Origin of the sequence: Dialister sp., assembly GCF_047832375.1 — a bacterium.
In the GTDB taxonomy this organism is placed as follows: domain Bacteria; phylum Bacillota; class Negativicutes; order Veillonellales; family Dialisteraceae; genus Dialister.
Map to the genome: position 1 here is coordinate 2,333,214 of NZ_CP181256.1, position 13,430 is coordinate 2,346,643.

General features: G+C 50.6%; 10 protein-coding genes. 3 read left to right on the forward strand and 7 right to left on the reverse strand.

Annotation, left to right across the window (positions count from 1 at the left end):
* Positions 1-356 precede the first annotated feature (356 nt).
* The 3 genes from ACFWUL_RS09230 to ACFWUL_RS09240 all read left to right on the forward strand — a co-directional run bounded on the left by ACFWUL_RS09230 (position 357) and on the right by ACFWUL_RS09240 (position 2,570).
* A complete protein-coding gene (locus ACFWUL_RS09230; RefSeq protein WP_297020996.1) occupies positions 357-758 on the forward strand; it encodes a pyridoxamine 5'-phosphate oxidase family protein in 402 nt (133 codons plus the stop codon).
* Positions 759-905: 147 nt separating this feature from the next.
* A complete protein-coding gene (gene rarD, locus ACFWUL_RS09235) occupies positions 906-1,796 on the forward strand; it encodes an EamA family transporter RarD (protein WP_297020991.1) in 891 nt (296 codons plus the stop codon).
* Between the two features lie 219 nt (positions 1,797-2,015).
* A complete protein-coding gene (locus ACFWUL_RS09240; protein WP_416177073.1) occupies positions 2,016-2,570 on the forward strand; it encodes an NAD(P)H-dependent oxidoreductase in 555 nt (184 codons plus the stop codon).
* Positions 2,571-2,874: 304 nt separating this feature from the next.
* Here ACFWUL_RS09240 and ACFWUL_RS09245 read toward each other — a convergent pair whose 3' ends face one another.
* The 7 genes from ACFWUL_RS09245 to ACFWUL_RS09275 all read right to left on the reverse strand — a co-directional run bounded on the left by ACFWUL_RS09245 (position 2,875) and on the right by ACFWUL_RS09275 (position 13,419).
* Positions 2,875-6,009: an efflux RND transporter permease subunit gene (locus ACFWUL_RS09245; RefSeq protein WP_416177074.1), complete on the reverse strand. Its 3,135-nt coding sequence runs from the start codon at positions 6,007-6,009 to the stop codon at positions 2,875-2,877.
* A complete protein-coding gene (locus tag ACFWUL_RS09250; RefSeq protein ID WP_416177075.1) occupies positions 6,006-7,073 on the reverse strand; it encodes an efflux RND transporter periplasmic adaptor subunit in 1,068 nt (355 codons plus the stop codon). The genes ACFWUL_RS09245 and ACFWUL_RS09250 overlap by 4 nt, the downstream gene beginning before the upstream one ends.
* Entirely contained in the window at positions 7,070-7,660 is a 591-nt protein-coding gene (locus ACFWUL_RS09255; protein ID WP_416177076.1) for a TetR/AcrR family transcriptional regulator, read from the reverse strand. The genes ACFWUL_RS09250 and ACFWUL_RS09255 overlap by 4 nt, the downstream gene beginning before the upstream one ends.
* A 734-nt stretch (positions 7,661-8,394) precedes the next feature.
* Positions 8,395-9,528, reverse strand: coding sequence for a tyrosine-type recombinase/integrase (locus tag ACFWUL_RS09260; RefSeq protein WP_416177077.1), 1,134 nt, complete (start codon positions 9,526-9,528; stop codon positions 8,395-8,397).
* 19 nt (positions 9,529-9,547) lie between these two features.
* A complete protein-coding gene (locus tag ACFWUL_RS09265) occupies positions 9,548-9,823 on the reverse strand; it encodes a hypothetical protein (RefSeq protein ID WP_416177078.1) in 276 nt (91 codons plus the stop codon).
* 488 nt (positions 9,824-10,311) lie between these two features.
* Positions 10,312-10,758, reverse strand: coding sequence for a hypothetical protein (locus tag ACFWUL_RS09270; protein ID WP_416177079.1), 447 nt, complete (start codon positions 10,756-10,758; stop codon positions 10,312-10,314).
* Between the two features lie 366 nt (positions 10,759-11,124).
* Positions 11,125-13,419, reverse strand: coding sequence for a VapE domain-containing protein (locus ACFWUL_RS09275; RefSeq protein ID WP_416177080.1), 2,295 nt, complete (start codon positions 13,417-13,419; stop codon positions 11,125-11,127).
* Positions 13,420-13,430 lie beyond the last annotated feature (11 nt).

A 13,430-nucleotide genomic window follows, 5' to 3' on the forward strand; every position in this document is an offset into this window, starting at 1 on the left:
GCGGCTTCGCCGCAGTTGGAATCCTAACGACTCTAGCCATAAAACATGCAATTGACTCTGCAGGAGGCTCCTTCCTTGGGAAGGAGCTGCCCACGGGGCTGAGGATAGCTGATGGGACATGTAGAAAGCGCCGCAGGCTGGCCGGTTTTCCTAGCAGCTAGAAGCTAAAAGCCAGCAGCTCCGTGTGAGTGACTCTACACGCAAGCATACTAACCGCCAAACCTAACAGCTCACTGAAATTGGCAAGTGCTGTTCCTTTTACCCGCCCTTTCAACCTGCTTCGCAAAGAGTTATAATATATACAGTCGTTTAATAATAATAATAATAATAATAATAATAATAAGGAGGCTCCCCAAATGGATGAAAATGTAAAGAAAATTCTGGAGAATAACCTGTGGGAAATCGCTACGGTCTGCATCAAAGGATTCCCGAATGTAGTGCCGGTGGGCTTCAAGGCTGTCCTGGATGACGGAAAACTGGCTGTGGGCGATGTATTCCTGAAGCAGACCCTGGCCAACGTGGAAGCAAACCACCGTATTGCCATTTCCGCCTATGATCCGAAGACAAGCGAAGGGTACCAGGTGAAGGGCACCGCTGAATACGTAACCGAAGGACCGGTGGTGGATCAGTTCAAAGCCATGGCTAAAGAACTGTTCCACGGCGCCTGCGATGCCAAGGGAGCCCTCATCATTACGCCAAACAAAATCGTCGTTACCACACCGGGTCCGGACAACAAGAAAGTCCTCATGGGAGAATAATTGAAAATTCCGGGAGCTGCAGAATTTCCTGCAGCTCTTTTTTTATGTCTTTCTCTGCCGGGTCCCTCCTGTCCATGAAGAAACTGCCTGTCTTTTTAAAAGAAACAATGGTATGATAATTCTCATCAAAAAGAAAGGAGACGCGTCATGGCAGAAAGAAAAGAGGGACTTCTGGCAGCCCTTGGAGGATACCTGCTCTGGGGCATACTGCCGCTGTACTGGAAACTACTGGAAGGGGTAGGGGCCTATGAAATCCTGGCCCACCGCATCCTGTGGTCCTTTGTCTGCATGGTCCTTGTCCTGGCCTTCCTGAAAAAGGAAAAAGAATTCCGGGACACCGTTTCTGCGCTCATGGCCCACAGGAAGCGGGGGCTCCTCATGATTTCCGCTGCCCTTCTCATCACCGCCAACTGGTGCCTGTTCATCTGGGCCGTCACCCATGACCATATCGTGGATTCCAGTTTTGGCTATTACATCAATCCTCTTGTCAGTGTATTTCTGGGGGTTCTCCTTTTCCATGAACGGCTTTCAAAGCTGAAATGGATTTCCATCGGCATCGCCTTTCTCGGTATCCTGGTCATGAGTTTCCTTATCGGCCATTTCCCGGTGGTCTCCCTGGGACTGGCTATCACCTTTGCCCTCTACGGCGCCGCCAAGAAGGAGCTCCATATCAGCCCCTTCATCAGTATCACCCTGGAAACCCTGCTGGTGCTTCCCCTGGCCCTGGGCTGCGTGCTGCTCCTGCAGGCGAATGGCAGCAGCCATTTCCTGGCAGGAAACAGCCAGTTCACCCTGTGCCTCGCAGGGGCCGGCATTGTGACAGCCCTACCGCTCCTCCTCTTCTCCGCCGGAGCAAACCACCTGCCATTGAACGTACTGGGATTCTGCCAGTACATTTCCCCCAGCCTGTCCCTGGTCATCGGCCTTTTCCTGTACCACGAACCCTTTACAGGGATCCAGCTTTTCGGCTTCGCTGCCATTTGGATTTCCCTGGTACTGTTCACCATTTCTGACTTTCGGGAAAACAGGGAGGGGTAGAGGTCGAGACCGAGGCTGAGATTGAGGTTATCCTCTCAAATTAAAAACATAGACTCATCCCCAAAGTGCCGCTGCCAAACCACTCAATCACAGTCCGCAGGACACCACTTTCCCGACAGGCCAAAGCCCTGTCTCTCTTTATCTTTCCTTTACTTCCCTGTGTTACAATAAGGACAGTATGGTATCCGTTATATTTACCCCTGTAAGGAGGTCTTTACCATGGCAAAAATTCTTGTTGTATCCGGTCATCCCCATTTGGACAAGTCCCTGGCGAACCGCACAATTCTGGAAACCCTGAAGGAACTGGGACCGGAATTTACGCTCCACCGTCTCGATGAAATCGGCTGGGAATTCGATGTGAAAAAGGAGCAGGAACTGCTGAAGGACGCCGATGTCATTGTCTTCCAGTTCCCCATCCAGTGGTATTCTTATCCGGCCCTCATGAAACACTGGGTGGAAGATGTCTTTGCCCATGGCTTTGCCTACGGCACCGGCGGCACGGCACTCAAAGGGAAGAAATTCCAGCTTTCCTTCACCACCGGCAGTCCTGCCAGCGCGTATCGCACAGGCGGTCCCAATAACCATCCCATCGAGGATTTCCTGTACAATTTCCAGCAGATCGCAGCGCTCTGCGGCATGGAATACCAGGAACCCATCTATACCCTCGGCTGCGCCTACATTCCCGGTTTGAGCCCGGACTCCGTGAAGGAACGGGTCATCAGGGACTGCAAGGCCCATGCAGAAAAGCTGTCGGAACGGCTGAAAGGATTCTGAAAATGGCAGAATTGAGATTTGAGTGAAAAGGATTGAGGTCCAGCGGCTGCGCCGAAGAAGATAGATTTGAGAGTTGAGATTTGAGAGTTGAGAGTTGAGGTCCCGCGGCTTCGCCGCCGTTAGTACCCCAAGTATACCGCCGTTGGCGGTGAATGTACTTTACGCCCCGGCCAAAGCACCCACAACCTCGGAAGCAAAGCACAGTGCAGCTTCCGCCACAATCCTTATGCCCCATTCAACTTCCGCTTAGATTCATTACAACAACAACAAAATCCCCGTCCGGGTTTACCGGATGGGGATTTTGTTATTTCTTACGGGCTTCTTTCGCCTTTTTCTTTGCTTCTTTCCGTTCCTCTTTTTCTTCCTTTTCTTCTTCGAACTGTTCTACGATTTCCTCCGGTTCCCTGACTTTGAACCAGAAAGAATAGAGTGCCGGTACGAAGAGGAGACCCAGAGGGGTTGCCACGGAGAGGCCGCCGATGAAGGCCGCCGACATGGGGCTCCAGAAGGGGTTCGGGAGAAGGGGAATCATGCCCAGTACTTCAGCAAAGGAGGTGAGCATGATGGGCCGGAAACGGAGGACTGCGGACTCAATGACCGCATGGTAGGGGTCCATGCCGCTTTCCAGATGCTGCCGGATCTGGTCCAGGAGGATGATACTGTTTCGTACCACCATGCCGCCGATGGCCAGCATGCCGATAATAGCCACGAAACCCATGGGCTTCTGGGTCACCACAAGGGTGAGGATGCAGCCGATCATGCCAAGGGGCGCTGAAATGGCAGCAATCACCATGAGACGGAGGTCCTTCAGCTCAAACATGAGCACCATGAGAATAATGAAGATCATAATAGGCAGGGTGGCCATGATCTGGCCCATGGACGTATCGCTTCGTTCCAGGGTGCCGTCTTTTTCGAGGGTGTAGCCATCGGGCAGGTTATTCCGGAAATCCTTCAGGGTCTTGTCGTAGAGAGCGGAGGCCACGGAGTCGCTGGTGACGCCGCCGGTCACATCGCTTCGGATAGTGATGCAGGGCTCGATATTTCTCCGCCAGATAGTACTTGTCTCGTTCTGGTAGGAAATATCCGCAAATTCACCAAGCGGCACGTTGCGTCCATTTCCTACATGCACCGGCAGGGAGGAGAGGCTGGCCATGCGGGCCGTGTTGTCTCCTTCCAGGCGGAAGGAAATAGGTACCAGCTGGTCTCCCTGATAGGATTCTGCCACTTTGTATCCCGACAGCTTCACGTAGAGGTCCTGGGATACGGCATAGTTATCGATACCCAGTTCCCGCACCTTATCCTGGTTGATGGTGAGGTGGATGGTCGGTGTCTGCTGGGGCCAGTCCAGGGACGCATTGGTGACGTTCGGATGCTGTTTCACCAGAGCCAGTGCCTCTTCCGCCAGGGCCGCCGTCTTACCGGCGTCCGGGCCCCGGAGACGGAGCATCACAGGGTACTCCGCCGGCGGACCGGTCTGGATAAGCCGGGTGTGGGACCGGACTTCCGGATACCGGTCGGCCAGCATGGTTTCCACATCTTTCCGGAGCGTGTCCCGGGATGTGGTGTCCCTGGCTACAATAATCATCTGGCCATGGTCATCTTCCGCTGCCTGGGGATTGAAGAGGAGAATGAATCGGGGCGCCGTATCGCCGATGTAAGTGGAGAAGGAAGATACCCGGTCATCGCCGTAGAGGCTGTCTGCCACGGCGGACATGACTTTCTTCGTATCCTTGATGGAAGCGCCGGAGGGAAGGTTCACATCCAAAATGATTTCCGGCCGCACGGAGGATGGGAAGAATTCATGGTTCACCAGGGGCAGCGTCATGAGGGCAAACACAAAGAGTGCCCCTACGCCGATGATGGCGGTCTTCCGATAATGGACGAACAGTTTCACGGCTCTCCGGAATGCGCCATAGGCTTTGTCCTGGATTTTCACCTTGATGGGGTTCGGCTTCCCCAGTTTGATGAACTGGTATCCCAGCACCGGACTCACGAAAATGGAGGCAATCCAGGAAAGGAGAAGGGTGGAACCGATGACCCAGAAAAGGGAATTCGTATATTCCGTAACCTGTCCTTCTGCCAGTCCTACGGGAATAAAGCCGGCCGCCGTAATGAGGGTGCCCGCCAGCATGGGGGCAGCGCAGGCCTTGTAGGCCCCTTCTGCCGATTCCATGCGTCCGCAGCCGTGTTCCAGCTTCACCTGCATCATTTCGATGACGATAATGGCATCATCCACCAGAAGCCCAAGGGATACGATCAGGGACCCCAGGGATACGATGTGGAGGTCGATGCCCCGCCATTTCATGAAAAGAAAGGAGGCACATACCACCACCGGCACGCACATGGCCAGAACCATGCCGCTCCGAAGGCCCAGGGACAGGAAGCTCACCGCCATGACGATGATAAGGGCTTCGATCAGGGCTTCCGTAAATTCGGCAATGGAGTTATTGACCACCTTCGGCTGGTCTGCCACCAGGTCCACATCCATGCCCGCCGGAAGTTCGGATTTCATATTGTCCACGGCGGCCTGGAGATTCTTCCCCAGGGTGAGGTTATTACCGCCATCCGCCATGGCTACGGCGATACCGATGGCCGGCTTGCCGTTGAAATACATGAGGGATGTTTCCGGATCCGTGTAGGTCTGGGTGACCTTCGCCACGTCGCCTAAGTGGAAATTCCGCTCACCCACATGAATCGGAATATTTTTCAGAGCTTCCGTCGTGCCCAGGAGTCCTTCCACCCGGATAGCCACGTTCCGGGAATCCGTGTGGATAGTACCTGCCGGCATCATGGCGGACTGCTGTTTGATGATGCCGTAAATATCGGAAGGAGACAGGCCAAAGGATGCCAGCTTGTTCTGGTCCATTTCCACATAAATCATCTGCTCCTGCACGCCCAGGAGTTTCACCTGCTGCACGTCCGGCACCAGCACCAGCCGGCGGCGGATGTCTTCCGCATATTTACGTTTTTCTTCGTAACTGTAATCGTTGCCGGTCAGGGCATAGATGGATCCGTATACGTCATCAAAACGGTCGTTGATGACGGGGCCCTGTACACCGGCAGGCATATCACTCCATACATCGGTAATGGAATTTCTCACGTCATGCCAGCGCTGCTGGACTTCCGACTTCGGCACGTTGTCCTTCAGGTCCACGTAAATGACGGTTTTCCCGTCATGGGTAAAGGACTTGATATAGTCCAGGCCCTTTGTATCCTGCAGCTTCCGCTCCAGGGGATAGGTGACCTGGTCCGTGATCTGCTCTGCCGTGGCGCCGGGCCAGGCAGCGGCGATGACCATTTCACGGATGGTGAAATTCGGGTCCTCGCTGCGGCCCAGACGGAAGTAGGAAACGAGACCGCCGATGATGATGGAAATGATGAAGAAATAGACGATCTGCTTGTGGCGAATCGCCCATTCCGCCAGGTTCACCCCTTTCATGTTCTCACCTCTTCCCCTTCCGTGAGCTTAGAAGCTCCGGCGGAAACGATGCGGTCCCCTTTATTGATGCCTCCGGTGATTTCTACCGTATCTTCTCCGTAGCGGCCGGTGGTCACTTCTGCCAGATGGACTTTATTGTCCTTGACTACCCATACCGCCGGCTTTTCACTCTGGGTGGCCATGGCGGAGAGGGGAACCATGAATCCTTCTCCCTCATTTTGGCTGCCGAATTTCACTTCTGCCGTCATGCCTACGACTACGGAGTCCGGCGGGTCAATGAGCGTCACTTTGGCATCGTAGGTGCCGGTATTCGTATTTGGGGAAGCGGCGATATCCCGCACCTTTCCTTCCACCGTCACACCCGGGAGGGCCCAGAAGGTCACCGTGGCCGGTGTGCCCACGGCGTAGGACTTGTACTGTTTTTCTGTCAGGGAAATATGGACATCCTTCCTCGAATCATCGATGATGGTCACCACCGGCGTGCCGGCAGAAACCACCTGCCCCACTTCATACATAGTGGAGCCGATGACCCCGTCCCGGTCTGCCGTAAGGAGAGTGAAGCCCAGATTATTCTGCGCCCGGGCCAGCGCTGCCTGCGCCGAGTCCAGCTGAGCCCTGGCCAGGTCCGACTTATTGGCCACCTGGTCCATGGTGAGATCGGAAATGGCATTGGCCTCATGAAGCTGCCGGTACCGGGCTTCCGTGGAATAGGCCAGGTCCGCCGATGCCTGGGCGGAGGTCAGGGCACTCCGGGCAGAGGCCACCTGTTCTTCCGCATCCTTGGAATCCACTTTCATCAGTACGTCTCCCGCAGAAACCCGCTGGCCCTGGTCCACGTACCGGGCCATGATGCGGCCGCCAGTCTGGAAGGCCAGGGGCGATTCGAAGTACCCATGGACGATGCCGGAGAAGGTGGTCTTTTCCCCTTTCATCGATTCACCGGCCACCACCGTCTTTACCAGCGGCGCCTGGTGGGATACCGCCGCCTGCTGGCCGCAGCCTGCCATAAGGATGGATGTGCCAAGAAGGCCTGCGCATATCCATTTCTTCCAGTTCTTCATCATTTTTCCTCTCCCCCGTTAGTACTGCCTGCCGGTTCTTTCCTTGCTTCCAAACCTTTCAGCATGATATCTTCCAAAAGCTCCAGCACGTCTTTGCCGGTCATGTTCATCTCTTTCAGGAATTCGGGATCCGTCAGGCCCTGGGCCGCATAAAATACGCACTGCCGCACCACGGGAAGGTTTACTTTGCGATATTCCCCTCTGTCCACGCCTTCCTTGAGGAGGGCCATCATATCGTCGAATTTGCTTTCCCTGTATTGGTTCCATTCCTGCCAGATATCTTCATACCGGTTCTGGAGATCCTCGTTCACCGCGTCCGGCAGGTACCAGAATGTCTCAAAGAAAAGGCCGCAGAACGCCATAAGCCGGCTGTTCACGGAGCCCTTCCCGTGGACGAGGGACTCCGCCCGGCTGTCGAACCGCTCCATAGCCCAGTGCATCACAAGATGGACCAGGTCTTTCTTGGAATCCACGATTTTATAAATAGAGCTCTTACTGGCATGGAGCTTCTTTGCCAGGTCGTCCATCGTAAATTTGAGGGACCGGGACTTCATCTCCTCCAGTGTCGCCTTCACCAGTCTGTCTTTCATAGTTACCTCCAGTACTGATTCAGTTTTTCTAGTACTGTACTCATTATAAAAAAAACGCGCGGTCCCGTCAATGGATATATTTATTATGAAAGAAAACAGAGGCTTCCCATAGCCTGCCACAGTCCCGATGGATTCCGTAATTCTCATGGATTACGGAATCTTACATCTTTTCTGGCCGAAATGAGAGGTAAGGCCACCGGCACCATGTACTGTCCCTTCACATAGGGCATTCCTGTATGTACCCCCATTTCGACGATTCCCCCACTCGCCCGGCCGCGAAGGTGGGCAGAGTCCCATTTTTCTGACTCCCCTTTCAAATCATTCTTTTTTTCCGTTGTCACCACAGTTTTCGATGTAATGTTTTTTTGTTCCTATATGGCACATAATGGATACTGGTAGAAATGTGAAAAGCTCGATAATATCTAGCTAAAATTATAATATTGTTTCCATAGTCTTCTGCCATTCTCTACCAACAACTATTCTTGCACAATCTGCCATGGGGTACTAATTGGGGTATTTCGTGGGGTATTTTGAAAAGGCTCCCATGCTCGATACTCTCTAGCTCTAACGGCACTTTCTGAAAATCCATAATCCTATGCCGTGGGGTATTTCCCATACCCCTTTACAGGATAGAAAAAAGGCACGTGGCGGACGCTGGAACTCTCCAACGATATAGTTACCATTGGTTCTGCTCCGGCGGCGCTGCGTGCCGTTTATGCTTTCTGTGGCCATGGTCACAAGTTGATAGCGTCCAGTGCTTGCATGGCTTTCTTTTTATCTTCCTGGCTCACGTGTGCATAGAGATCCATGGTCATGGCCAGGGAAGAATGGCCCAGAATTTCCTTTAAGGTATTGGGTGGCATTCCTGCCCTAATCGCTCGACTGGCAAAAGTATCACGAAAGGCATGGGTGCCAAAATTGGCCAGTGTCTCTCCGTGCCTGTTTGCTTGATTGACAATGTTTTTCACTACTGAAGCCGTTTTCTCTTCTGTTACCCTTTTTCCATTAGGTGATGGAAAGACAGGATCATTAATTTTTATCATCTTCCCATGGGTGCCGGTGTAAAGCTCCCATTGTTTTGACAAGATAGCACGGATATTGGTATTCATGCCTATGGCCCTGTTTCCGGCCCTTGTCTTTGTAGTGGCTCCCAAAGTGAAATGGCCGTTTTCCTTCCTTGTCATTGTACGGCGCACGTGTATAACATCATTTTTCCAGTCAATATCACGCCATTCAAGGCCGCCCACTTCCCCTACTCTCATACCTGTGTAAAGCATGAAATGAAATAAAGAATCACAATATGAAGTACTGGAATACTTGAAAATTATCTTCAACTCTTCATCGCTCAATTCACGATGAATGGTTTCCCGTGCCGGCCGTTTAGTCTTATCCGTGATTTTCTTCACGCCATCCGCAACATTGCGGATCAAAATTTCATCTTCCATAGCCGCCTTGAAAAGCGTTTTCAGAAGTACTAGCGCATGATTAGCCGCCGTTATTCCAGCATTTTTATTGGCCTTTTCCTGAATGGCCAGCACTTGCCGCCGCTCTACATTCTTCATGTTCACACTGCCAATATAAGGTTCAATGTGTTTTGTAAATATTACCTTATAATTGCATATGGTACTACCACGGATATGGGGCCGCCGCCGTTCCAGCCATTCATGGAAATACTCGCTCACCGTGATTTTCTTATTGGCCTTATATATACCGGCCTTAATCTCTGCTTCTCGCTCTTTCTGCTTGATCTTCAGTTCCTCAATGGTGGGCGCTCCAACTGAAGCTCGTACACCATCAACAGTAAACCGCCATTCATAGCCACCGCCAGGGCGCTTCCTCGCTCCGGCCGGTATTTGTACCCTTGCCATACTAACCGCCTTTCCCTTTCTATCTGCTCACACTCTGCGCCGGTTTCGCTCCGGCGGCTTTCTTTCTGATTTCCATGCCATGATTGACTGCTTCATCATATGCTCCTGTTACTGTGGCCCTGTGGCCCATTTCGTAACCATAGCGGAAAAAGTAGGAAGCAACAGACAGGTAGTCACACCGGTAACCGTCTTTGCTGGTCAGGTCAAAAATAGCTTGAATTTCCCCAGCGCTCATATCATACCGGCTTGCAATGGTTCCAATAGAATCATCAATAATCTTCTTCACGTTCCTCATGCTACTCATCCTTTCTGTGATACCGGTTCACTGTTTACAGGATAGAGTAAAAACCGCCGTTTTCCTATGGCAGTTGGTGATAAATCAAACACACAAAACAGGCCAAAATAGAATCAAATCATATCAAAATGACGTCAAAAACCGTCAAAACTGAAAATTGACTTTCATCTTTTTTAGCACCTGGTGATAATGGGATCGCCGCTTTTCTGCTATAGAAATCTTCTTGTTTAATTTCTTTCGACTGTCTATAACCCACTTTGCCCTGCTTCACCATTCTCAATTATTGTCAACTATTATCAATTAAGAAAAACAGACAACCCATCCGCCGAATGCGATAGAGGGCCGCCGGAATTTCCGAACATTCCCCCACTGCACCGGCGCTTTACTAGCTTTCATTCTGTGATATAATAAAGCTAGGTACTAACCGCCCTAACCGGCACGTTTATAGGACTTTCCCATTCTATAGGCGTGCCGGTTTTCCTTTGCCCTCATTCCCTGCTATCCGGTGAATAGTCACACGGCAAAGAATCAAGGTAGATTAGTGCTTTCGATTTCTTCTCGTAAATTGTGGTACGGCTAAAGTGTAGGATCCTCGCCGTTTCCTGTGCCGCATGGCCCAGGGTGAAGAGATTATATAAAACCTCTTCACCATCCGGATCAGAAAGGCCGGTTAGCTTTCGCTTCAGGTAGCTTTCTATACTGGTGATACGGTTATAGAGGGCCAGCAGCTTCCTGGCACTCCGTTCCTTGCGTTCATCCAGTTCAATCAGTAAATCAGAAATATCCTTAGAATCGCCGCCGGAAACATGGGGCCGTGAATAGTCTACCGATTTCAGAAAGTCCATTTCCTTTTCCATATCTTCCTGTTCCTTTTTCAAGACGTTATACCTGCGGCGCAGTCTTCCCATTTCCTGTGCAAGTTCAGAATTTTTCATGATTCACCTGTTTAGCTTTCATTACAACCATGTACCCCTCTGCGCTAGTGCTGCACACTCACAAGAGAAAGAGTAATACCGGTTCTTCTTCCTGGTGCGCTATGCTTTCCTGCTCCGGCATGGGGTACCCTGTGTACACCCTTTGAAATCCCTACTTTCCCCTGTATTTATCGTGCTTTGTACACCCTGTTCACCCTTAAACGGCCATTTATATATACGTATATTATATATATACCCTATAGTATCTATTAATAATTCATATATATTTTTGTGTGTTTTAGGGTGTACAGGGTGTACAAGCTCCGATAAAATCTAGCTTTTTCCGCTATGCGCAAGGGTGTACGTGGGGTACCCCAAGGGTGTACATCATCCCTGCTTTCCGTCTTGAGTATTGCCGGCATTTTTGCGGCCCTTGAAAGGCGGTACATAGTACCCTTTGCGCTTTGTGAATTTAATACGCTTATCGTTGCTCTTCATTTGCGTTAAGGCAGATCCTACATTGGTAGGTGAGTACTTGTCGTAAGGGTTCAAATAACCGTTCAATTCCTGCGCCATTATAGTTGGTTTTTTCCAGCCCCATTCCCTTATAGGGCTATTCCAATCGTAATTATCCTCAACGGCCATCTGTGTATCTGTCTTTTGGGAATGCTCCACGTTCAGTGCCTGAAGCCGGTCATAGTCACCATTCTTTTCTTCAAGGTATGGCTTCACGGTTCCATCCTTCCATAACTTCATAGCCTGTCCCCATAACTGCCTGGCGTTGAAATCTTTTTTTATGTGAATAGCTTTCAGGGCAATGGGCCAGTAACGGCGGTTCCCTGTTTCATCACGCAAGAAATTACTCTCGTTAGACGTTCCAAACATAATGGTTGTACGTGGCCATTTCTTTGCACCAACGGCATAAGGCGGCCGGATACTGTCGTACGGTCTATCAATATACCGCTTGAAATCGTTTTGCATTTCCTTATTTCCAGATTCGTTATAATCTGCCAGTTCATAGATCCAGAAGCTCCATAGTTCTAAGGCGTTATCCTTGTTATTGGGGTTAAACTTTTGACCTACCCCCAGCCATTCCGGATGATCTTTTAGCAGCATTTCACCAAAAAATCGTGTTTTCCCTATGCCAGGGTTTCCGATAAATACCAATACCCCTTCTGTAGTGTAGAGGTTTTTCAGTGTATTGAATGCAATTTGCACGGCGGCTACAAGCCATTTTTGAAAGAGAATATACAGAAATTTCGGATCTTGCTCAACATCCGGATCAAGCTCCAGCATGGAAAACAGTTCCTTCATATAATCTTTCCCGTCATACTCTTGATAACACTCATCCAGATAATCACAAACAGGGGAATACTGATTCATGGCCGCAAGGGTGTTAAGCTCGCTCAATACTTCCCTAAGGGTATAGCCCTTGATTCCGTATTCCTGCAATTTATCCTTCACCCTCTGTCCATAGAAATCAGGATCCGGATCAGATTCATTATTTGCAAACTGCTTTGCACCATCGCCGCTAAATTCCACTTTTTTGGAAACGGTGTTCAGTCTCACGGTAACGTGAAGAACATCCTCAAGGAAATACCGCAAGTTCTCTGTGTGGGGGTAAGGTACGCTAACCTTTTTCCCGTCACGATTCATTGTACGAACGTACGGCCATGCCAATTGATCCTCGCCGCCGGATACATCGCCATTCTTTGCGGTTTTCTCCTGCTCTTCAGCCTGTTTCATGGCCGCATAGGTTCTATTCTTCCAGCCGTACTGTTTTGCCATCTTAAAAATGGTATTGCCTGTTACCGGCTCGCCCTGGTTCTCTTCCTTGAATGATTCCCATTTCTTCTCGCACTCCCCAGGCTTAAAGCGTTCAGGATCCTTTTTTGACCATTCCACCCATACAGAACAGGGAATGCCTTCATGTTCCAACGCCATTCCTACATTGCGCCATTCTTCATAGGTTAAATCCTGTGGTGGAATGTACCCCAGGGCCTCTATGATATCGTCATTGCGCTTTGTGGTTACGGCGGCCGTGGTCTGCGGCACATTCCCTGCCACGTTCTTTGCTCGTGCTGGTGCGCTGCCTTTCAGGTGAAATTCCTGAATCATCTTTTCAATGGCCGGTTGAATCATAGCTAATGGAACATTGTTTTCAGCCCAGGGGGCTTCTGTTACCGTTAGAAAATGGCTATAACTGTAGATTTCAATATATTTGCTTTCTTTCGTTTTGGGGATATTATACCCAGGGGAATTTACTTTCAGCTTTCCCCAGATGTGCAAGCCTTCACCGGATGGGCTAACCTCTATGTAGGTCTTGCCGCACGTTTCAGTAATAATCTCTACTACTCGCCGTGCCGTTCTTCCTGCTTCATCATCCTTGAATTGCTTTGTTTGGGGATCAAGGCAATGGTCACAATCAACGCATACAACATAACAACCCTTTGAAGTTACGAATCCGACTTTTGCGCCATCGTAATGACTGGCTACTTCCCGTGCGGCTTTATAGTCCCGTTCGTTTTCCGGCTTCTGCCATCCTGTAGGCTGCGGAATATTATAAGAATTAATTCCCCATGGTGCTTTGGGGGATTTATCCCTTCTCCGTGGGGGAATAGGCAGATTATAAAGCACCCACCGGCGCTCTTCTGCCAGTTCTTTGGTTAATTCATTGTCCATTACTAACTGCC

Coding starts and splice junctions, on each gene's coding strand:
- ACFWUL_RS09230 (WP_297020996.1), top strand. CDS start 357: ATGGATGAAAATGTAAAGAAAATTCTGGAGAATAACCTGTGGGAAATC.
- rarD (WP_297020991.1), top strand. CDS start 906: ATGGCAGAAAGAAAAGAGGGACTTCTGGCAGCCCTTGGAGGATACCTG.
- ACFWUL_RS09240 (WP_416177073.1), top strand. CDS start 2,016: ATGGCAAAAATTCTTGTTGTATCCGGTCATCCCCATTTGGACAAGTCC.
- ACFWUL_RS09245 (WP_416177074.1), bottom strand. CDS start 6,009: ATGAAAGGGGTGAACCTGGCGGAATGGGCGATTCGCCACAAGCAGATC.
- ACFWUL_RS09250 (WP_416177075.1), bottom strand. CDS start 7,073: ATGATGAAGAACTGGAAGAAATGGATATGCGCAGGCCTTCTTGGCACA.
- ACFWUL_RS09255 (WP_416177076.1), bottom strand. CDS start 7,660: ATGAAAGACAGACTGGTGAAGGCGACACTGGAGGAGATGAAGTCCCGG.
- ACFWUL_RS09260 (WP_416177077.1), bottom strand. CDS start 9,528: ATGGCAAGGGTACAAATACCGGCCGGAGCGAGGAAGCGCCCTGGCGGT.
- ACFWUL_RS09265 (WP_416177078.1), bottom strand. CDS start 9,823: ATGAGGAACGTGAAGAAGATTATTGATGATTCTATTGGAACCATTGCA.
- ACFWUL_RS09270 (WP_416177079.1), bottom strand. CDS start 10,758: ATGAAAAATTCTGAACTTGCACAGGAAATGGGAAGACTGCGCCGCAGG.
- ACFWUL_RS09275 (WP_416177080.1), bottom strand. CDS start 13,419: ATGGACAATGAATTAACCAAAGAACTGGCAGAAGAGCGCCGGTGGGTG.